Raw genomic sequence first — 19,082 nt, forward strand, 5'->3', positions numbered from 1 at the left:
ACGAGTACACCCCGAGGGCGAGGTTGAAGTGAGTAATAGCTATCAAGATCTGAGTGCAGCACCCCTGGTTGAGCTGGCACTTGAAAGAGGCGAAGGCAAGCTGGCGGTAAATGGCTCACTGGTTGTGGAAACCGGCGAACGCACCGGCCGCTCTCCGATGGACCGCTTCATTGTCAAAGAGCCCAGTACGTCAGACGACATCCACTGGGGTCCGATCAATCGCCCTTTCGATGCCGATAACTTTGACGCCCTCTGGGATCGGGTGGAAGCTTACATTGCTGAAAAGGAAAGCTTTGTATCCCACGTCCACGTTGGCTCTGACCCTGAACATTACCTGCCGGTCAAGATGACCACCGAAACCGCCTGGCAGAATCTCTTTGGCCGCAACCTGTTTATTGTGCCGGAAAGTTACAACCCGGCAGACAAACAGGAATGGCAGATTCTGAACGCCGCCAACTTCGAGTGCGTACCCGAACGGGACGGCACCAACAGCGATGGCTGCGTCATCATCAACTTTGCCAAGCGCAAGGTGTTGCTGGCTGGCATGCACTACGCTGGCGAAATGAAAAAAGCGATGTTCTCTGTCCAGAACTTCCTGCTGCCAGAGAAAGACGTTCTGCCCATGCACTGCTCGGCTAACGTCGGTGAAGACGGCGAAACCTGCCTGTTCTTTGGCCTGTCCGGTACCGGCAAGACCACCCTGTCTGCCGACCCGGACCGTTTCCTGATCGGTGACGATGAGCACGGCTGGGGCCCGGGCACGGTCTTCAACATCGAAGGCGGCTGCTACGCCAAGTGCATTGACCTGAGCCAAAAGAACGAGCCCATTATCTGGGACGCAATCCGCTTTGGTGCCATTGTTGAAAACGTTGTGGTTGATCCTGAAACCCGCGAACCCGACTACACCGACGTATCCCTGACCGAGAACTCCCGCGTGGCCTATCCCCTGGAGCACGTTGAAAAACGGGTTCTGGAAAACCGCGCCGGTGAACCTTCGCATATTGTATTCCTGACCTGTGACATGACGGGCGTTCTGCCTCCTGTGTCGATTCTCAGCAAGGAAGCCGCCGCCTACCATTTCCTGAGTGGCTACACAGCGCTTGTCGGTTCTACCGAAATGGGATCCTCTTCCAAGCTGAAAGCGACTTTCTCAACCTGCTTCGGTGCACCCTTCTTCCCGCGACCGGCTGGCGTTTACGCCGAACTGTTGATGAAGCGCATGGATGAGTTCGGAAGCAAGGTCTTCCTGGTCAATACCGGCTGGACCGGCGGCCCCTATGGCGTTGGCGAGCGCTTCAGCATTCCCACAACCCGTGGTGTGATTGCCGCCATCCAGAATGGCGACCTGGACGACACTGAAACCGAACACCTGCCCACACTGAACCTGGAGGTACCCAAGTCAGTGCCCGGCGTCGACAGCAACCTCCTGAACCCGCGTAACACCTGGGCCAGCGAAGCGGACTACGATGCCAAAGCGGCGGAGCTGATTGGTCAGTTTGTTGAAAACTTCAAGAAGTTTGATGTGTCCGATGCCATTGTAGCAGCAGGCCCGAAAGCCTCCTGAACAACCGGTCCCGGAAAACCGGAAAGCGCCCTGCCTTAATCGGCACGGCGCTTTTTTTATGCCGTCATGAATCAGTCGATAGCCGGGCACTGAATGGTCGGGCAGACAAAATCTGAATTCTCGGGCGGAGTCGGCAGATCAGATGCAAAAGTGTCGGGTTTCAGCCGGTTGGCGCAGGCCAGAGCCTCTGCTGACTGACTGGCACAACCCGAACGTGCCAGTGCATGGGCCAGATTGTTCCAGCCGGGCGCCAGACCTGGAAAGCTTGCCACCGTTTCCAGATAATACCCGGCCGCTTCTGTCCAGCGTTCCTGACTGTAGGCAATATTGCCCATACCCAGCTTCGGGGCAGGCTCATCGGGCCAGCGGGAAACGGAAGCCTGATATGCGGCAAAAGCCGCAGCCTGCTGCCCCGTCAACTCCAGATCACTGGCCGCTTCGAGATAAGGCAACGCCTGGGCAGTGGCAGGAAAATCACCCGGCGGCAGGATCACTGCAGCCCAGCGCTCTGCCCGCTCCCAGGTGCGATAGAACACACTCAGGGGCTGTCGGTTGGCGCGGCGGGTGTCAGTGTGCAGGATCAGGTCTTCTTCGGTGGGGTCGTAGCCTACCACAACGGCAAAATGCCACTGCGGGAACCAGTCGAAGCCCAGATTCTGCATCACCAGAACCGGGTGACCGGCATCGACCTCTGCCACTATATCCGCCAGTTTCCTGTCCAACGGGTACACCAGCATGCCGTACTGGCGCGCCGCGGCAACCAGCTCCACCTTCAGACTGCCTTCACGCTCGGGCAGATACACTCTGGGCACCAGATCGTCGGCTGTCACCGCAATATCCTGGCTGGCAAGCATGGTCGCGAGGGCGGCGGGGCCGCATTGATAGCGTTCCTGTGGGAAGAAGGGCACATCAAGCTGAACCAGGGGTTCACCCGCGTCGCCACCCGCCGTTTCCGGCCAGGGCGGCACACTCGCACAGCCAGCAAACAGGGCAACAAGGGTGCCCGCAAGCACCCTGGGCAACGCTATCACTGAAGTGCTAGCGAATGCAGTTGATAAAGCTGAAGATATTGGTAGCGCACAGCAGGTCCGTTACGATAAACACCAGCAGGAACAGCACGATGATGCCTACCACGTCCTGGCCGACCGGCGCCTCTGCCAGCTGTTCGTTAAAATCCGCCAGCTCCGACGGCGTCAGGCTCTGGATGCGGTTTTCCACTTCGGACTGGTCCACACCCATGGTACTGAGCGCTTCTTTCACTTCGTCACGCTCAAGCATGCTCATCAGTGACTGGCGGTCCACCTCTGCCCTTTGCTCAGTCAATACATCGCCGGTACCAACCACACCCGCAACTGCCGTGGTTGACCAGGTAGTCGCAAGTCCCATCGCAAGAATCATGAACAGGGAAATCTGACGCAGGTAGGTTCTGATTGAATGCATGGCGCGTTCTCCTTAAAAACGTTGTTTTTGGATAACTGAACTTTTGCACAGTATCAGAGAACACGAATAACATCTCTTAAGGTTCCGTAAATAGCCTGACCAGACCGACGCTGGCAATGCAGGTTTCCGCCTTTCGGTGCAGATCCGGTACTATCATTGATAAACCGGTTTGTAATCAGGGAATGGAGACGCAACTTGGATGGCTTTCTGCTGCTGATATTGGTTTCACTGGGAGTCATCATCCCGGTCGGTTCAGTGCTCGGTACCCTGGCGTTCATTCATCGCAACCGTCAGCAGGCCCGCATCGACAGGCTGGAACGGGAACTGGCTGACCTGCAATATTATCTGAGAGCCTCTGACAGCGCAGACCCGGCGTCAGCAACGCCATCCGTCCAGCCGCAGACAACAAGTTCCAAAGAAGAATCCGGTTTTTCCGCCCAAGCCTCGACCAGAGCCGAAAGAACCCGTTCGGTTCTGGCCCGCAGAATTCGGGAAAACTGGATGGTCTGGCTAGGTGGACTCAGTGTCGGGCTGGCCGGCATTTTCATGGTCAGCCACTCCATTTCAATTGGCCTTATTGGTCCCACGCAGCAGTTTGTCATGGCGTTGATGACTGGTGTCGCACTGCACCTGGGGTCGGAGTATCTGCGGCGCCGTAGCCGGGGCACAGACCAGGTGTTTGCAGCTCTGGCAGGCGGCGGCAGCATTACGGTCTACGCTGCCCTGCTGGCGGGCGTGCATCATTTCCAACTGATTGGCCCAGTTACCGCTCTGACCCTGCTAGCCATAACCTCCCTTGTCACAATGGCGCTGGCGCTGGTTCACGGTCCTGTCCTGGCCGTCATGGGGCTCAGCGGGGCTTATCTGGTTCCGATTCTGGTCGGCGGGGAAGGCGGAAACATCCCCTTCCTGCTGGGGTACAGTTTCGTCATCACACTCAGCTCGCTGTCACTGATGCGTTATGTGTTCAGGCCCTGGCTCTGGCACACCACCCTGGCAGGGGCCTCACTCTGGTGGTGGCTCAGCGCGGCGGCAGGGCCGTCAGAAGCAGCCGTGGCCTGGTACCTAACGGCACTTTTACTCGCGTTCGGCGGCCTTGCTCCATCACACGGGCTCAAGCGCGCCCGACACCGGGAAGCGCTACTCATGCTCCTTGCTGTCTGGGGCGTATCGGTTGCCCGCCAGCCGGAACAGGCGCCGTTTTTCTGGAGCTGGCTGCTGATAATCCCGGCCGCCATTCTTTTGCCCCAGAGTCGACGCCAGTTCTGGTATTTGCCCTGGGTGGCGGTTCTGTCCAGTGCCGCCGGCTGGCTGGTCTACCGCATCGATAGCCTGGCGGTCAGACCGGATTTGCAAGGGTTCGTGACCGGATGTGAAGCAGGGTTTATCAGCTATCTGATCGCGGCTACGCTCCTGGCAACCGGTCTGTCACTCTGGCAATGGCGGCAACAGGGTGACCGGCGGCGCTGGGTTTCCCTGTGCCTACTGACGCCACTGGTATGGCTCACCCTTGGCTGGCTGTTACTCCACGGCCATGGGACTTCAGGCAGCTGGGCCGTCTGGACCCTCCTGTTGGGTGCTCTTTATGGCCTGACTGCATGGCAGATCGAGCGTCGCGGTGAAGGGCGCATCGCCGTGGTTTTCGCGATTCTCGCCGCTCACACCAGTTATTCGCTAGCCGTTGTCATGTGGCTGCGTGACGCATCCCTGACCCTCGCCCTGTCGGCACAGTTCATCAGCCTGGCCTGGCTGGCGCGCCGTTATCAGATGCCTGAACTCTACTGGCTACTAAAAATTGCCCTGGCCCTAGTGGTAGCGCGGCTGACGCTCAACCCCTGGATTGCAGACTATGAAACCGGCTCTCACTGGTCATTCTGGACCTATGGTGGCGCCCTGGTCTGCGCGGTCGTCGCCAGCCGTCTTACCCTTCGGGATCATGCCATGCGGCCCTGGCTGGAAGCTGCCAGCCTGCACCTGCTGGTTCTTTTCCTGGGTATTGAGCTGCGCTACTGGCTATACGACGGCGACATATTCGCGCGGCGTTTCACTATGACTGAGGCCACGCTCAACACCCTGCTATGGGGTGCTCTCAGCATCACTTATATGATTCGCTCCCGAGCGAGCGAATCCCTGGCACGGCTGTATCGCTGGTTTGCACGCGCTCTGCTGGTAATGGCCGGGCTCAGTTACCTGTCGCTGATGATCTACCACAACCCCTGGTGGGGACAGCATTCAGTGGGCGACACCCCGGTGTTCAATCTGCTGCTACTGGCCTATGGCGCACCGGTGCTGCTGGCTGTTGCGCTCAGCAGGTCCCCGCAACTGGTGCCGTCTCATTGGTCGCGGATCGTCGCTGGCGTGGGGTTCGGCCTGTTTACCCTGCTGGAAATCCGTCATCTCTGGCAGGGCTCGGAAATGGCCCTGACCCAGGGCATGTCTGAGGGTGAACTGTATACCTATTCCGGTGTCGGCCTGCTTTACGCCATAGGTGCAGTCGTCTTCGGAGCCAGTAAAGCAAAGACGCTTCTCTACAAAGCCGGCATGGTGTTGCTCGGCCTGGTCACTGCCAAAATTTTTCTGGTTGATATGGCTGGGTTACAGGGGCTCTGGCGGGTAGCGGCCTTCATGGGCCTGGGGCTGGCGCTGCTCGGTCTGGCTTGGATGCACCGCCGGATTGCCGGCCCGGGCGGCGCCATCAGCGCCAGTACCTGATAACCTGGCCACTCAGCTGATGCGTCGGTTTTTCTTACAGGTACAGTTTATAGAAGGCGCCCATAAAACCCTTACTTACTGTTCTACCGTACTTTTTGCAATAACGGCCCATGACTTGCAGAAAACTGATCAATACCTGATCAATTTCTTAATGAAGGGACGTCGTAATGTCAGTAATCAGTCGCTTTACCGCAATCAGCCTGCTTGGCGCCAGCCTGGCAATTGCTGCGCCAGCCAGTGCTAATCTTATCCAGAATGGCAGCTTTGAGAATCCAGATATCCCGACCGGTACCTGGGATGCATTTGACTCAACTGGCGTTACCGGCTGGGCAGGAGACAGAATAGAGATCTGGGACAACTACAACGGCGTCAATGCGTATCATGAAAGCCAATTTGCCGAGCTTAATGCAGACCCTTCAGACCCTGACGGCTTTTTTAGCATATTTCAGAGTTTTTCCACTGTCGATGGACAATGGTATGATCTGAGCTTTGCTTACCGCGCACGTCAGTCGGATACCGAGGAGTTTAAAGTAGGCGCTGCCGGTATTGAATGGTCGCTCACCGATCACACCACCGGAGCATGGAGCCTGTTCAACGGAAGCTTCGAGGCAACATCGGCTACAACAACATTGATGTTCACCTCTGTTATTCCAGCCTCAGGCACGATCGGCAACTTTATTGATGACGTAAGAGTAACGGCATCAGTGCCAGAGCCAGGCACCCTGGCACTTCTGGCCCTGGGACTCGCCGGGCTTGGTCTGCGCCGCCGGAAATAAGCTTACCCTGCAGTGAATAGACCGTGTAAAGAAAAGGCCTGCAAATGCAGGCCTTTTTCGTGGCGACTGATCACTGGTCGTCCCGACGCTCCTGCTCTTCCTCAGCTTCCAGCTCGGCTTGCCGCTTACGGATTTTCTCGCGCTTCTCAGCGCTGAGCGGCATGTTGGCCGAATCCCTCAGCATCAGCAGACTGCCGGCGACCAGGGCAACCGCAAGCAGTATGAAAACCCAACCAATCATTGGCATGGCGCACCTCAGCTGTAGAAAATCAGCGGAACGAATGCAACCAGTATCAGCGATATACCCATGGCAATCAAAGGCATTATGATTCGTTCATGCCGCTGATAGTAACTGCCGCCTTCATTTTGCGCTGCCAGTACCTCGGCCTCACCCACCACCTGCCGGGTCAGCAAGTGGTTCAACGCCACCGGCGGGCTGAGATAACCAAGTTCGAAGGCTACCAGGGTAACCATCCAGAAGTGGACCGGATGAATGCCACTTGCGTAGGCCACACTGGCAACGGTGGCGGAAACCAGTATGATCGCCCCGAATGCGTCCATGATCATTCCCAATAGGACCAGGATGACCACCATCAGCATCATGGCAGCCCAGGCGCTATCGAAAGCCTGGGGGAAGATTTCCATCAGATGGGAGCGTTCGATCACGCCACCGATGCTCACCGAAAGCCCCAATAGCAGCAGCAGGGCACCGATTTCAGCGGTTGTGTCGTTAGTTGCCGATCTGACACTGTGCTCCAGACCCTGATGGTTTACCCCGGTTTGTGCTCTGGCCTTTTTGCTGCCCAAGCTGAAGTGCTCATACACCAGAATCGCCAGCATGATAACCGGCAGCAACCTTGGCGCTGAGAACTCGTCCATGGACACATCCAGAGCCAGCCGGTAAAACAGAACCACGGCGCTAATCACCAGAACATAGGGAACCAGTTGTTTAAGCGCAGAGAACATGGGCGCCAGTGCCTCTGACGCCGGCGCCAGATTGAAATTGCTCTGACGATTGACCGTAAGGGCGACACCGCTGAACATCACAGCCGTCAGCACGAATACCCAGATACCCCACCCAAACAGCTCGTCCGTGGTGACTTCCCGGTTGAGATAGGCGATCACCACAACCAGAAGGCAGGGCCTGAGAACCACACCCAGAGAACCGGACATGGCGGTGGCGGCAAGGGCCAGGTGCCTGCGAGCCCCTGCGGCCCGTAACTCGCTGTAGATCACCGCACCAGCGGCGATGACAAAAATGCCGGACGCCCCAGTGTAGGCCGTCGGCACCGCTGCAACCAGAACGGCCACCACCGCCAGCATTTCAGGCGGCATTCGCCAGGGGCGGAAGACATTGAATACCAGGGTTGCCAGCCGGGTCTGCTTCAACATCATGCCGACCCAGACATAAAGCCCGACGTTCAGGAACATGTCCGACAGCGCCATCATGTTGCCCAGGTAAATGCCAATACCCGATGCGTGGCCAATCAGCGCAAAATAACTGCCGGAAATCAGACACATGACCGTGTACAGAGGCACAGCCAGAAAGGCCTTGTTCAGGTTGCCGCCGTCCTGAAGATCCTGTGGCGGGCGCATCAGGCGAAACAGGCTGGCCAACGTCAGCGCCGCGAAGCCGATTACCCAAAGGTTATGAAGCATAAGGTCCGCGGTCGAAATCGATGATTCTGCGGCAACACTGGACTGCCTGAACATCAGGCTTGAGCCCAGCAGCATGGCATTGGCGACCGTCTGCAGGGTGTGGGAAACCCGGTAATCCAGACGGGTTTCCATGGCCCGCATGGCAATATGGTGGCGGGTGAGCGTCGCCGTGACCGCGCACAACATCACCAGAATCAGCAGGATGAACCGCTGCGACTCCAGGCCGATGGCAATCATATCGGCTATGAAAAGTTCAATGGTTCGGTAAAGCTCCAGCCCCGGAGTGACTTTGCCCTGCAAGTTTTCAAAGGATTCGTAGCTCTGGCGACAGTTTTCCACAGAGCGTTCGATCGACAGGCGAACCTCGTCCGGATCCACTTCCGCCTCACCCAGCAACGCCGCCATCGGGTCCTGATCGGAGGCGTCTTCTGCCAGTTTTTCCGCAACCGCTGCATCTATATCAACATTGGGGTCGCAGGTCGGCTGCACCGGATCGACTCTGAGTTTGTAGTAACCGCTCCAGAGCTGCTCGCCGCCACGCAGCATCTGATTGTGGATGTCGCTGCTGGTGGAAAACAGCACCACCGCCAGCAACAACAGACACGCCGGAAGAGACGAGAACCACTCACGGCCATTACGACGAAAACCACCCTGGAACATAACAGCTCACTCAGAAACGTTTGATTTAAAGCAGACCATCAAGGTCCATGGTTTCGACCGTTTTCTTCCGGTCGTCCCAGAAGGTTCCAAGCTTGCCCATAGGCGTGCGGTGGCCGGTGTTTTCCATCCACAGGCGGTCTGAGATGGCGACGATCATCTGGGTGGCCATGGCATCGACCATCTGCCACTGCTCGTTTGGCGGGGTCTCATCAATGGCTTCGGCGTGGCTGCGGATAACAGAGCGCAGGCGCTCATCGTTGCCCTTGTTCTGGGCAGCAATGGCGTGGAACACATGACTGATGCGGACGCCGGCGTCTTCACCCTGCTGGTCAGCGATATCAAGCCGCACGAACGGATCTTCGCCATCCGGCTGTGCCCCCGGAATCATCGCCCAGACGGTAGCGCGCAGGGCCATGGGAGCGCCCCACCACTTCTCGTTGTCCAGACACTGGGTGGCACGGGCAACGGTGGACCCGATATTTTTCGGAACCCCGATGGAGGACGTGGACTGGATTTCTGCGTTCAGAGCCTGCAGACCGGACAGCAGACCTGCCAGGTAGATAAATTCGCCCAGGTCGTCTTCAAACCCAGGACATTCCCCGGCGACCGGCTCGCCGTAGAAGGCGTTGTGGCGTTTCCAGGCCTGAAAATATCGGGTCGCTGCCAGCGACAGCGCCCGTTTCTGCTGGATAATGGCGTCCTGGGCGCGGTCGGCTTCCAGGCTTTTCATGGCCGCAAGACTGTCCAGCTCGTGCTCCCTTGCCCGCTCTTCAGCGCAACCACCGGCTGACAGGTACAGCATTATCGCCAGTTGATCAGGCTCCGCCGTCACTCGCCCGAAGGACATCAACAGCGGCGCCGTGGCCTCACTCATGGCGCAGCCCATGGCGAGGTCGCGGCTTTCAAGCAGATAAGGCACGGTATGGTCACGGGAAAACCCCTGCATGACGTCACCGGTGGTTTTGTACATCATGTTGTCGACCGCGCTGCATCCGGTCAGCAGAATGCCAACCACTGCCATGGTCAACAGTTTCCGGAATCCTTCCGTCCTGATTCCGCACTGGCTCAGGGTTTGCTGATCAGACCTCATATCGCTGTACCTTTTTCTGACTGTGATGCACTTGCCCAGGTGCATACCGGTTTGGGCTGACTTGTTACCGTTTGTAACTGACCGGGCATTATCCCCGACACAGGCCCGGTTTTATGAGACCCGCGCCGCAAACACGGGCAACCGGTTAAATTCCGTTAAGGTCGGCGTTTGCGTAAACCACTGAGAACCGCTATAGCTTTCAACTGCTGACACGCGCCCTGTGCCAGCGCTGCTAACCACTTCAAGGAGACATCTATGCGCAAACCTGAACTTGCGACGGCCGTTGCCGACCAGACCGGACTCACCCGGGACAAAGCCAGCGAAGTGATTACCGCGTTTACGGATCAGGTCTCGGCGGCCGCCGCCCGTGGTGAGGACATCACACTGATTGGTTTTGGCACTTTCACTGTTCGCCATCGTGAGGCCAGAGACGGCCGCAACCCGCAGACAGGCGCAAGCATTCGCATCCCGGCGAGCAAAACCGTGGGGTTCAAGGCAGGAAAAGCGCTGAAAGATTCTCTCCGCTGAGACAGAGGGAGTGGCGAGGGCTTTTGAGCCCTCGCCGGTAATCTCAATTCATTGTCAGGAGGCACACTCGGAACGTGAGCCATCGACCCGGCATCGGATAGCCTTCATCAGCTGAATCGCCCGCTCATCGAAAATGCCGTCTTCCGTCAGCGACAGACGTACCGACTGAAGCATTCTGTCGTATTCCGCCAACCGCTCCTGGGGCAGGCTCAGCCACACATCAGCGGGGATTTCGGACTCGGCTGTGGCGATAATCTCGTAGGCTTCATCGAGTTTGCTCATGGCCTGTTCGCGAATGAAACTGCTGGTTTCATCCGGGAACCGATCCCGGTGAATGATGATCTGGAAATTCATGTAACCCAGCGCATACTTGACCACAGCGCCGTTCGGGTTCACGCCTTTGTAAAGTTCCATGGGCTGATAGGCAACCGCGGGCGCATAGGCCAGATCAACGCTGCCATTGTTGAATTTACCTGCAAAATTGGCGGAATTCGCGCCCACCACTGACGCCCCTACGTGACGCACCATCCGCACGGAAGCAGCATCATAGTCGAGGGTTGCAATACGTTTGCCCTGCAGCTTTTCTACCGAATTGATAGTCCGGTCGCGGGTGTGCAGATAAATGGCACCGGCAGGCAATACGCCGGCGACTTCGTAGGCGCCATCAATCATGAAACTGCGCGCCTTCGGCTGGCTCAGAGTGTTGTAGAGCAGCCGCATTTCCTCCTCACCCGGCACTGCACCGATGGCCTCCAGGCTGCCGGTGAATTTGTTGAATTCTCTTGCGCGGGTACCGGTCAAAAGAACACCGTCGCACTGGCCGGCTTTGAAATCCTCGGCCGCCACTTTTTCATCCGTGTAGGCGCGTAGGTCAAAGTTGATGCCCTGCTTCATGGCGACGGGCTTGAAAGTCTTGGCAATGGCGAACAGTGGTCCATTGGCGCCAACCGGGTCAAAAACGCAGAAGCTGCGGTCCAGCATTTCCTGCTGGGAGTGGGCAAAAGGGGAAAGGATCAGGCTGATACAGAACGCGACGGCCGCAGCGGCCTTTCGCGTGAGATTGAATGATTTCAAGGGACGACTCCTGCATTGTTATCGTGGTACCGACACATCCATGTGTGCGTCGATTACCCAGTGATTTCGCAGCCGACATTAGGCTGAATGATGCAAGAATACGTTGGCACAGGTGGCACTATTCAAGGGCTTAGCGCCAAAAAGTAACAAAATGTGACAGGCTCGACAGGGCCAGGGTAACCCTTGCCACACTTCTGGCCTTGCTCACTGGCCAAGGCTGGCTAAGACGACCAGGCAGTGGCGCCGTTACAAAGAGTCAGGCGCACGACCCCGGGCAGGGTCTGCGAGGGCAGGGATCTGGGGGGAAACGGATGATGCAGGCCCGCTGAACAGAGAGTTTTCGCAGACGGGGTCCAAACAGCCGCCGGATCAAACACGCAAAGATCGGCCGGGGCCTGGGGTTCCAGCCTTGCAGTCCGGCCGATAACGGATGCCGGGCCTTCCGTCAGCGCCCTGAGTAACTGCTGTTGCGACAGCTCGCCGCGGGCAACCAACATCAGCCCCATGGACAGGACCGTCTCGATGGTGGACAGGCCCGGCTCGGTGGCCGCCAGCGGTGCCTGTTTTGCAGCAGAATCGTGGGGCAAGTGCTGACTGGTAATGGCGTCAATGACCCCTTCCCGCACACCGGCCAGCAGTGCCTGGCGGTCAGTCTCGCTGCGCAGCGGCGGACGAACGTGGTAACGGCTGTCAAAGCCGGACAGCGCCTCATCGGTAAACAACAGCTGGTGCATTGCCACGTCCGCCGTCACAGCAACACCTCGACGCCGGGCCTCCACCAGCATTTCCACGCTGCGGGCACAGGATAGCTGGCTCAGATGCAGGCGTACGCCGGTTTCCTCTGCCAGTAGCAGCATCTCCATCACCGAGGCCGTTTCTGCCACTTCCGGAATACCCAGCAGGCCGAGCCGTGAGGTAACCAGGCCGTCATGTGCATAACCATCGGCCGCCAGGGCATGATTTTCCGGGCTGAACATAACCGTCAGCCCGAAGGTCTGTGCGTACGCCATGCAACGGCGCAGCACCCGGGCATTGCGGACCGGGCGGCTGCCATTACCCATGGCGACACAACCGGCACCCGAGAGCCCGGCAAGATCACTGAGAAGATCCCCTTCCAGGCCCCGGGTAATGGCCCCGATCGGCAGAATTCTGACCGCCGAGCGCTTGGCGGCGACATCCAGAATCAGATTGGTCACCGCTCCGGAATCGTTGACCGGCGACGTTTCCGGCGACGCACACAGGGTGGTGAAACCGCCGTGGGCAGCAGCCCGGCTTTCAGAGGCAATATTGCCCTTCTGGCCATTGCCCGGTTCCCGCAGGTTGCAGCACAGATCCACGAAGCCAGGGCTTATCAGGCAACCGTTGATATCGATGGTCGTATCCGCCTGCGAACGAGCGCCCGGGGCTGCCAGCTCAGCAATTTCTCCGTTGCGGATCAGCACCGTGGCTGGCTCGCCAGTACTTGCCAGGCGACCGCCAACCAGGGCCAGGCTCGGTGATGACTGCTCGGTGGTCACGTTCACAGGACTTTCCTTTCTAATGACTGTCGGTTTCGGTCGGCCATCTGCCCACCCATGGCCATAGACATGACTGCCATGCGGATGGCAATGCCGTTGGTGACCTGATCGAGGATCACGGACTGGGGGCCATCAGCCACCGCTGACTCGATTTCGACGCCCCGGTTTATCGGGCCAGGGTGCATCACAATGCAGTCCGGATGGGCCAGCGCCAGTTTCTCCCGGCTGAGCCCGTAAAGGCGATAGAACTCACGCTCGCTGGGCAATAGTGCGCCTTCCATGCGCTCCTTCTGCAAGCGGAGCATGATCACCACGTCCAGGTCTTTCATGCCGCGGGTCATGTCATATTCCACGGTACAGCCCAGGGCCTCGACGCTCCTGGGCAGAAGCGTGGCCGGCGCAATCACCCGCACCTCGGCTGCTCCCAGTTCCTGCAGGGCGCGAATCTGCGAGCGGGCCACACGGGAGTGCAGTATGTCCCCGACAATCGCCACTTTCAGACCCTCAAACCGGCCCTTGTGCTGGCGAATGGTCAGCATGTCCAGCATCGCCTGGGTCGGATGCGCGTGGCGGCCGTCCCCGGCGTTGATGATGGCCACTCCCGGGGTCACACTTTCGGCAATGAAGTGAGGTGCTCCGCTCTGGGAATGACGCACCACAAACATGTCGCTGGCCATGGCTTCCAGGTTCAGCAGGGTGTCTGAAAGCGACTCGCCTTTTGAGGTGGCGGAGGTATTAATATCGAGATTGAGCACGTCTGCGGACAGGCGTTTCGCGGCCAGCTCGAAGGTGCTTCGGGTACGGGTGCTGGATTCGAAGAACAGGTTGACCACCGTGCGTCCACGCAACAGAGGCACCTTTTTTATGCTGCGCTCGCCTACCTCTATGAAAGAATCCGCGGTATCAAGAATGTCGGTCAGCAAGGCCCGGTCGAGGCCATCCAGCGTCAGGAAGTGGCGCAACTGGCCTTCCTCGGTCAGTTGCAAAGATGTTGTCGATGTATCCTGTGCGGTCATGAGTCGCCTGCCGGGTTGCGTTATGGTCGGTTTATTCGCTGGTTTCCCTGAGTTCAAGGCGCAAGGGGGCCGGCCCGCGCAACTTCACTCGCTGATTCGGCGCCATCGACACCACCTGGCCGGTCACATCCGGCTGGATCGGCAGTTCCCGCTTACCCAGATCCATCAGCACCGCAAGAATGATACTGGCGGGGCGCCCGTAATCGAAAATCTCGTTCATCGCTGCCCGGATGGTCCGACCGCTCATCAGCACATCATCGATTAGTACAATATCCCGCCCTTCGGTATCAAAGGGCAGACTTGAGGGCTTGACGCGAGGGTTCAGACCAAGACGACTGAAGTCGTCCCGGTAGAAAGAGATATCAAGCTCCCCCAACGGACCCGACAGGCCCAGGCGCTGGTTCAGCTGCTCGGCAAGCCAGACACCGCCGGTGCGAATGCCCACCATTACCGGGTCGGTCACACCACGACGCGCCAGGGTCTGGCGAAGGTCTGCTTCCATCTGTTGCAGGAGCTGTTCTACATCAGGCAATTGGATCATTGGGGCTCTCGGGTTGCCGCGAATGACGGCTGTTGATTGAACCAGGTCTCAAGAATCAGCACGGCCGCCCGGTCATCGACGCCATTCCGGCCGAAGTCGCGGCTGCCACCCTGCGCCATCACCTCGCCCTTGGCCTCAAAGCTGGTCAGGCGCTCATCTACCATTTCCACCGCCAGATGAAATCGGCCGTGTAGTCGCTTACCAAACTTCCGCGCCCGTGCGCACATGTCGTTTTCGGTATCATCCATGTTCAGCGGCAGACCAACCACAATAAGGTCCGGCCGCCACTCTTTTAGCAGAGCTTCAATGCTGCGCCAGTCGGGCACGCCATCGTTGGCCGGCAACATGGCCACGGTCTGACCGGTACCCAGCATTTCCTGCCCGCTGGCGACACCGATCCGACGGGTACCGAAATCGAAAGCCATGACTCTTCGCCGGCCCACATCAGGCATGACCGACGGACTCACTGAGCTGATTGATATCGATACCGATGGTTTTCAGCACGGCCTCATATCTTTGCTCAGCCGTGGTCCTGAACAGAAGGTCCGGTGACGCCGGGCAGTTAAGCCAGGAATTACTGGCCAGTTCCTGTTCCAGCTGCCCCTCACTCCAGCCAGCGTACCCCAGACAGACCAGATACTCGGACGGCCCGGCACTGTTGCCTATATCTGCCAGCACATCCCGGGAGGTGGTCATCCAGATGTCCCTGGTGACTTCGGCGGTGTTCTGCCAGCTCCGGTCAGGCGTATGAAGTACAAAACCGCGCTCTGGCTGGACCGGACCGCCGCTGTATACCGGTACGTCCAGCTCACCGCCTTCCATATCCAGCTGTTCCAGAATTTCACCCAGGTGGATATCCAGGGGCTGATTGACCATCAGGCCGAGGGCGCCGTCATCAGAGTGCTCGCAGAGATAAATCACGGCACCGTGGAATCTCGGGTCCTGCAGATAGGGAGAGGCCACCAGAAAGTGGTTTCGAAGACTGTTGGGTGATGCCTTGGATGCTGTCATCCGGAGCTCAACCCCTGCTGGCCAAACACCCAGGTGCGAATAATCTCGAGCTCATCCACGTCCTCCTTCAGCGAATCAGGAAACGGTGCAAAAGGCGCGGCCATTCTGACAATGCGGATAGCCGCGTCGTCCAGAACCGTGCTGCCAGAAGACTCAAGAATGGCCAACTCTTTAACGGTGCCATCCTTACGCAGCGATACCAGAATTCTGGCGTTACCGTAAATATTGGCACGCCGTGCCTCAGATGGGTAGTTGATGTTGCCCACCCGAACCACTTTATCGACCCAGTTACGAACATAGGCTGCATTGGTGGATTTGAGGGTAGATGCCGCCGTTACCCGCATGATTCGGGGCTTTCTGGCGTAGGCCTGACGCTGCTGATCGAAACGGGCTTCCAGGCTGGCGATTTCCAGGCTGCGCTCCATCAGGCTCTTCTTTTCACGAACTGGCAAGGGCTCTTCCGGGACCGGCTCGGCGACTTCCGGCTCAGGTGCACTTCGATCACTGGCAGATTCGGTGCTGACGACCGACTGTTGCTGCTGCGGCGTCGCCCGGGTCTGCGATGGCGGTTCCGGCTGCACCGGCTGAATCTCATTCTGGCTGACATCGGACGGCTGGGGTGACGTCATTTCAACCGGCTCTTCTTCCGTGCCACTGCCCTGCTGATTGGTCTCAGCCAGAAAATCGGCCTTTTCAGGCTCGGCCTCGTCATCGGCCTGTGACAGGGTAATTTCCATGGTCTGGGCGGAGGACCTTGGCGGTTCCGGGGCAAAGGTAATACCGAGCACGATGATCGCATGCAAAGCCAGCGCTATGAAAAGCGTAAACGAAAACCGATCGAAGTCGCTGACCTGAACTGCCATTCTTGCCTGTTACCCTCTGTTCGAAAGTCGCCGTTCGATGGCATCCATCAGCAGGCCTGATATATCGATCCCGAAAGCCGCGTCCAGTTCCCGGATGCAGGTCGGACTGGTGACGTTGATTTCGGTCAGGAAATCGCCGATGACATCGATGCCGACAAAGATCAGCCCCTTTTTTTTCAGCACCGGCGCAACCCGGTCGCAGATGGCGCGATCCCTTGCAGTAAGCTCCCGACCTTCGCCCCGACCGCCGGCGGCCAGATTACCGCGATTCTCCCCGGCTGAAGGGATCCTTGCAAGGGCATAGGGAACGGGCTCGCCATCAATCAGCAGAATGCGCTTGTCGCCCTGCTTTATTTCAGGCACGTATTTCTGGGCCATGGCCTGATGGGCGCCCTTATTGGTCAGGGTCTCGATAATGACACCCAGATTGGCGTCGCCTTCTTTCACCCGGAATATCGAGCTTCCACCCATGCCGTCTACCGGCTTCATGATGACGTCTTTATGTTCGGCGTAAAATTCACGCAGGCGCTCGGAGGAGCGGGTAACAATAAGCGGAGGAGTCAGGTCCTCGAACTGGGTGGCAAACAGCTTTTCATTACAGTCCCGCAGGGTCGATGCCGGGTTCACCACCAGGGCGCCCTGCTGTTCGGCAGCTTCCAGTATGTAAGTGGCCATCAGGAACTCACGGTCCACGGGCGGGTCCTGGCGCATCAGTATGACGTCCAGGTCGCCCAGTGCTCGATCCCTGGATTCGCCGTAATCAAACCAGTCATCCGGGTCCATTCTGACAGTCAGGTCACGGGTCCTCGCACGGGCCTGGGCGCCTTTTAGATACAGATCAGGAAGTTCCATATATTCAATGGCCCAGCCCCGTTTCTGGGCCGCCACCAGCATGGCCAGAGAGCTGTCTTTCTTGAAGTGAATCTTCTCGATGGGGTCCATTACGATACCAAGCCGGACTGTCATATTGCCTCATCTGATCAAAGGTGAAAAACCGGAACCGCTATGCAAAGCGACCAGTGGAATAAGTGCTATGCTGTGAATACCGATGGTATTGTACCCGCGCAAGTACATTTGGTCACAAAGTTATACTTTTTATCCGGGCACCAATACTCTATAAATAAGCGGGGCTTATGGAACAACGTTGATGATTGTGTTAAAAAGCCCGGTCGAAAAATAACGATACGCAGAGCGCAAGGCTGTTGGATAATGGATGACAACTTCGAAAATCTGAAGATCATGGTGATCGACGACAGCAAAACCATTCGTCGGACCGCAGAAACCCTTTTAAAGAAAGTGGGTTGCGAAGTCATTACCGCAACCGATGGTTTTGACGCTCTGGCCAAGATTGCCGATTCCCAGCCTAACATTATCTTCGTGGACATCATGATGCCCCGGCTGGACGGCTATCAGACCTGTGCGCTGATCAAGAACAACTCCTCCTTCAAAAAGACCCCGGTTATCATGCTTTCCAGCAAAGACGGTCTTTTTGACAAAGCCAAGGGGCGCATTGTCGGGTCTGACCAGTACCTGACCAAGCCGTTCAGTAAGGACGAGCTTCTGAATACCATTCGCCAGTACGTTCCCGCTGCGGAACAGTAACCCAGCTCCAGCATTGAACTATTGAGGACACCATGGCCCGCATTCTGATTGTTGACGATTCGCCGACCGAGGTTAAAAAAATCTCGAGCATTCTTGAAAAGCACAAGCATGAAGTACTCACCGCAGACAATGGTGCCGACGGCGTTGCAAAAGCCCGGGCCGAAACACCCGATCTGGTCCTGATGGACGTGGTCATGCCTGGTCTCAATGGCTTTCAGGCCACCCGCCAGCTGACACGCGCTCCCGAAACCGCTTCAATTCCGGTGGTCATTGTAACCACAAAGGACCAGGAAACAGACCGTGTCTGGGGTACTCGTCAAGGCGCCAAGGGTTACCTTGTAAAACCCGTCAATGAAGATGACCTGATCAAAACCATCAACAGCCTGATTGGCTGATCCTTAACCGTGGAGTGAGCATGTCCGCCCAGGCCGCCCCTTTTGCCGTTCTGACGGATATCGCCCGGCGCAGCCGTTCCCTCGCGGCCGGTCTGCCCGAGCAGCAGCAAGCCGTCGAACTCTGGAATGGAATCGGCTTCGTTCTGGCCGGTGAGCGTTATGTGGCGCCCATGGGCGAAGTCATCGAGATTCTTCACGTCCCCCGCTATACCCATATACCGGGGGTTCGTTCTTTTATGCTTGGGGCCGCGAACGTTCGCGGCCGACTCCTGCCATTGATCGATCTCGCCGGTTTTTTCGACGTCCCCAGATCCTCCCGCAGCCATCGTGAACGCCGGGTGCTGGTAGTTGAGCAGGGTGACGTATTCAGCGGCCTGGTAGTAGACAGCGTGTCAGGGATGCAGTATTTCGCCGTCGACAGTCATGTGGCCTCGCCACAGGGTGTGCCGGCAAGCGTTCAGCCGTTTGTAAGCGGCGGTTATGAGCGTAACGAGGAAGTCTGGAAAGTGTTCTCCGCAGCCGATCTGCTCGGAGACGAACGTTTTCTGGATGTCGCGCAATGGTAAGGGTGGTCAGAGCTGCAGGTATTCCTTGCGACTTGCCGAACGCCCGCAGAGCAAGACTTACCACTATC

19 protein-coding genes and 1 pseudogene are annotated in these 19,082 nt (G+C 57.9%); 7 read left to right on the forward strand and 13 right to left on the reverse strand.

Annotated features, from left to right (window positions below; genetic code table 11):
* The first annotated feature begins 28 nt into the window (after positions 1–28).
* Positions 29–1,564, forward strand: coding sequence for a phosphoenolpyruvate carboxykinase (locus E5Q11_RS14265; protein ID WP_135804116.1), 1,536 nt, complete (start codon positions 29–31; stop codon positions 1,562–1,564).
* 71 nt (positions 1,565–1,635) lie between these two features.
* On the opposite strand, the gene E5Q11_RS14270 is transcribed toward E5Q11_RS14265, so the two are convergent.
* Both E5Q11_RS14270 and E5Q11_RS14275 read right to left on the reverse strand, forming a co-directional pair.
* Positions 1,636–2,595: a PA2778 family cysteine peptidase gene (locus tag E5Q11_RS14270; protein WP_135804117.1), complete on the reverse strand. Its 960-nt coding sequence runs from the start codon at positions 2,593–2,595 to the stop codon at positions 1,636–1,638.
* A 7-nt stretch (positions 2,596–2,602) separates the two neighbouring features.
* Positions 2,603–3,004: a PA2779 family protein gene (locus tag E5Q11_RS14275; protein WP_135804118.1), complete on the reverse strand. Its 402-nt coding sequence runs from the start codon at positions 3,002–3,004 to the stop codon at positions 2,603–2,605.
* Positions 3,005–3,199: 195 nt separating this feature from the next.
* Here E5Q11_RS14275 and E5Q11_RS14280 point away from each other — a divergent pair, with 195 nt between their 5' ends.
* Both E5Q11_RS14280 and E5Q11_RS14285 read left to right on the forward strand, forming a co-directional pair.
* The gene (locus E5Q11_RS14280; RefSeq protein WP_135804119.1) at positions 3,200–5,716 is read left to right on the forward strand and encodes a DUF2339 domain-containing protein; all 2,517 of its coding nucleotides are present in this window, start codon (positions 3,200–3,202) and stop codon (positions 5,714–5,716) included.
* A gap of 167 nt (positions 5,717–5,883) precedes the next feature.
* Complete coding sequence (locus E5Q11_RS14285; protein WP_135804120.1) at positions 5,884–6,492, forward strand: PEP-CTERM sorting domain-containing protein; 609 nt, start codon at positions 5,884–5,886, stop codon at positions 6,490–6,492.
* A 70-nt stretch (positions 6,493–6,562) separates the two neighbouring features.
* On the opposite strand, the gene E5Q11_RS14290 is transcribed toward E5Q11_RS14285, so the two are convergent.
* The 3 genes from E5Q11_RS14290 to E5Q11_RS14300 are packed head-to-tail and all read right to left on the reverse strand — an operon-like array spanning position 6,563 to position 9,901.
* Positions 6,563–6,733 carry a DUF2897 family protein gene (locus E5Q11_RS14290; RefSeq protein WP_225314913.1) on the reverse strand — a complete coding sequence of 57 codons (171 nt, stop codon included), beginning with the start codon at positions 6,731–6,733 and terminating at the stop codon, positions 6,563–6,565.
* A gap of 14 nt (positions 6,734–6,747) precedes the next feature.
* On the reverse strand, positions 6,748–8,811 hold the full coding sequence (locus E5Q11_RS14295) for a TRAP transporter large permease subunit (RefSeq protein ID WP_135804122.1): 2,064 nt from the start codon (positions 8,809–8,811) through the stop codon (positions 6,748–6,750).
* 25 nt (positions 8,812–8,836) lie between these two features.
* A complete protein-coding gene (locus tag E5Q11_RS14300; protein ID WP_318527257.1) occupies positions 8,837–9,901 on the reverse strand; it encodes a hypothetical protein in 1,065 nt (354 codons plus the stop codon).
* A 246-nt stretch (positions 9,902–10,147) separates the two neighbouring features.
* Between E5Q11_RS14300 and E5Q11_RS14305 the strand changes: the two are divergent.
* Positions 10,148–10,429: pseudogene (locus E5Q11_RS14305) on the forward strand (HU family DNA-binding protein); the annotation flags it as partial.
* A gap of 54 nt (positions 10,430–10,483) precedes the next feature.
* On the opposite strand, the gene E5Q11_RS14310 reads toward E5Q11_RS14305, so the two are convergent.
* The 8 genes from E5Q11_RS14310 to gshB all read right to left on the reverse strand — a co-directional run bounded on the left by E5Q11_RS14310 (position 10,484) and on the right by gshB (position 17,417).
* Positions 10,484–11,410 carry a putative solute-binding protein gene (locus tag E5Q11_RS14310; RefSeq protein ID WP_404802761.1) on the reverse strand — a complete coding sequence of 309 codons (927 nt, stop codon included), beginning with the start codon at positions 11,408–11,410 and terminating at the stop codon, positions 10,484–10,486.
* Positions 11,411–11,724: 314 nt separating this feature from the next.
* A complete protein-coding gene (locus E5Q11_RS14315) occupies positions 11,725–13,026 on the reverse strand; it encodes a dihydroorotase (protein ID WP_135804125.1) in 1,302 nt (433 codons plus the stop codon).
* Positions 13,023–14,036, reverse strand: coding sequence for an aspartate carbamoyltransferase catalytic subunit (locus tag E5Q11_RS14320; protein ID WP_135804126.1), 1,014 nt, complete (start codon positions 14,034–14,036; stop codon positions 13,023–13,025). Before E5Q11_RS14320 ends, E5Q11_RS14315 begins: the two co-directional genes overlap by 4 nt.
* Positions 14,037–14,067: 31 nt before the next feature.
* Positions 14,068–14,577, reverse strand: a complete 510-nt coding sequence (gene pyrR / locus E5Q11_RS14325; protein ID WP_135804127.1) for a bifunctional pyr operon transcriptional regulator/uracil phosphoribosyltransferase PyrR — start codon at positions 14,575–14,577, stop codon at positions 14,068–14,070.
* The gene (gene ruvX / locus E5Q11_RS14330; RefSeq protein WP_135804128.1) at positions 14,574–15,029 is read right to left on the reverse strand and encodes a Holliday junction resolvase RuvX; all 456 of its coding nucleotides are present in this window, start codon (positions 15,027–15,029) and stop codon (positions 14,574–14,576) included. The genes pyrR and ruvX overlap by 4 nt, the downstream gene beginning before the upstream one ends.
* Complete coding sequence (locus E5Q11_RS14335) at positions 15,022–15,588, reverse strand: YqgE/AlgH family protein (protein WP_135804129.1); 567 nt, start codon at positions 15,586–15,588, stop codon at positions 15,022–15,024. Before E5Q11_RS14335 ends, ruvX begins: the two co-directional genes overlap by 8 nt.
* Positions 15,585–16,451, reverse strand: a complete 867-nt coding sequence (locus E5Q11_RS14340; protein WP_135804130.1) for an energy transducer TonB — start codon at positions 16,449–16,451, stop codon at positions 15,585–15,587. Before E5Q11_RS14340 ends, E5Q11_RS14335 begins: the two co-directional genes overlap by 4 nt.
* A 9-nt stretch (positions 16,452–16,460) precedes the next feature.
* Positions 16,461–17,417: a glutathione synthase gene (gshB, locus tag E5Q11_RS14345; RefSeq protein ID WP_135804131.1), complete on the reverse strand. Its 957-nt coding sequence runs from the start codon at positions 17,415–17,417 to the stop codon at positions 16,461–16,463.
* A 243-nt stretch (positions 17,418–17,660) separates the two neighbouring features.
* Between gshB and pilG the strand changes: the two genes are divergently transcribed.
* The 3 genes from pilG to E5Q11_RS14360 are packed head-to-tail and all read left to right on the forward strand — an operon-like array spanning position 17,661 to position 19,014.
* Complete coding sequence (gene pilG / locus E5Q11_RS14350) at positions 17,661–18,053, forward strand: twitching motility response regulator PilG (protein WP_135804132.1); 393 nt, start codon at positions 17,661–17,663, stop codon at positions 18,051–18,053.
* A 32-nt stretch (positions 18,054–18,085) separates the two neighbouring features.
* Positions 18,086–18,448, forward strand: a complete 363-nt coding sequence (pilH, locus tag E5Q11_RS14355; protein ID WP_135804133.1) for a twitching motility response regulator PilH — start codon at positions 18,086–18,088, stop codon at positions 18,446–18,448.
* A gap of 20 nt (positions 18,449–18,468) precedes the next feature.
* Positions 18,469–19,014 (forward strand): chemotaxis protein CheW, encoded by a 546-nt coding sequence (locus tag E5Q11_RS14360; RefSeq protein WP_135804134.1) that lies wholly within the window; start codon positions 18,469–18,471, stop codon positions 19,012–19,014.
* Positions 19,015–19,082: the final 68 nt, after the last annotated feature.

Source organism: Marinobacter confluentis (assembly GCF_004785685.1).
GTDB lineage: Bacteria > Pseudomonadota > Gammaproteobacteria > Pseudomonadales > Oleiphilaceae > Marinobacter > Marinobacter confluentis.

Bases quoted from the DNA above. Each gene is read 5' to 3' on its own strand.
- E5Q11_RS14275 (WP_135804118.1), bottom strand. From the start codon at position 3,004: ATGCATTCAATCAGAACCTACCTGCGTCAGATTTCCCTGTTCATGATT.
- E5Q11_RS14285 (WP_135804120.1), top strand. From the start codon at position 5,884: ATGTCAGTAATCAGTCGCTTTACCGCAATCAGCCTGCTTGGCGCCAGC.
- E5Q11_RS14290 (WP_225314913.1), bottom strand. From the start codon at position 6,733: ATGATTGGTTGGGTTTTCATACTGCTTGCGGTTGCCCTGGTCGCCGGC.
- E5Q11_RS14295 (WP_135804122.1), bottom strand. From the start codon at position 8,811: ATGTTCCAGGGTGGTTTTCGTCGTAATGGCCGTGAGTGGTTCTCGTCT.
- E5Q11_RS14300 (WP_318527257.1), bottom strand. From the start codon at position 9,901: ATGAGGTCTGATCAGCAAACCCTGAGCCAGTGCGGAATCAGGACGGAA.
- E5Q11_RS14310 (WP_404802761.1), bottom strand. From the start codon at position 11,410: ATGCTGGACCGCAGCTTCTGCGTTTTTGACCCGGTTGGCGCCAATGGA.
- E5Q11_RS14320 (WP_135804126.1), bottom strand. From the start codon at position 14,036: ATGACCGCACAGGATACATCGACAACATCTTTGCAACTGACCGAGGAA.
- pyrR (WP_135804127.1), bottom strand. From the start codon at position 14,577: ATGATCCAATTGCCTGATGTAGAACAGCTCCTGCAACAGATGGAAGCA.
- ruvX (WP_135804128.1), bottom strand. From the start codon at position 15,029: ATGCCTGATGTGGGCCGGCGAAGAGTCATGGCTTTCGATTTCGGTACC.
- E5Q11_RS14335 (WP_135804129.1), bottom strand. From the start codon at position 15,588: ATGACAGCATCCAAGGCATCACCCAACAGTCTTCGAAACCACTTTCTG.
- E5Q11_RS14340 (WP_135804130.1), bottom strand. From the start codon at position 16,451: ATGGCAGTTCAGGTCAGCGACTTCGATCGGTTTTCGTTTACGCTTTTC.
- gshB (WP_135804131.1), bottom strand. From the start codon at position 17,417: ATGACAGTCCGGCTTGGTATCGTAATGGACCCCATCGAGAAGATTCAC.
- pilG (WP_135804132.1), top strand. From the start codon at position 17,661: ATGGATGACAACTTCGAAAATCTGAAGATCATGGTGATCGACGACAGC.
- pilH (WP_135804133.1), top strand. From the start codon at position 18,086: ATGGCCCGCATTCTGATTGTTGACGATTCGCCGACCGAGGTTAAAAAA.
- E5Q11_RS14360 (WP_135804134.1), top strand. From the start codon at position 18,469: ATGTCCGCCCAGGCCGCCCCTTTTGCCGTTCTGACGGATATCGCCCGG.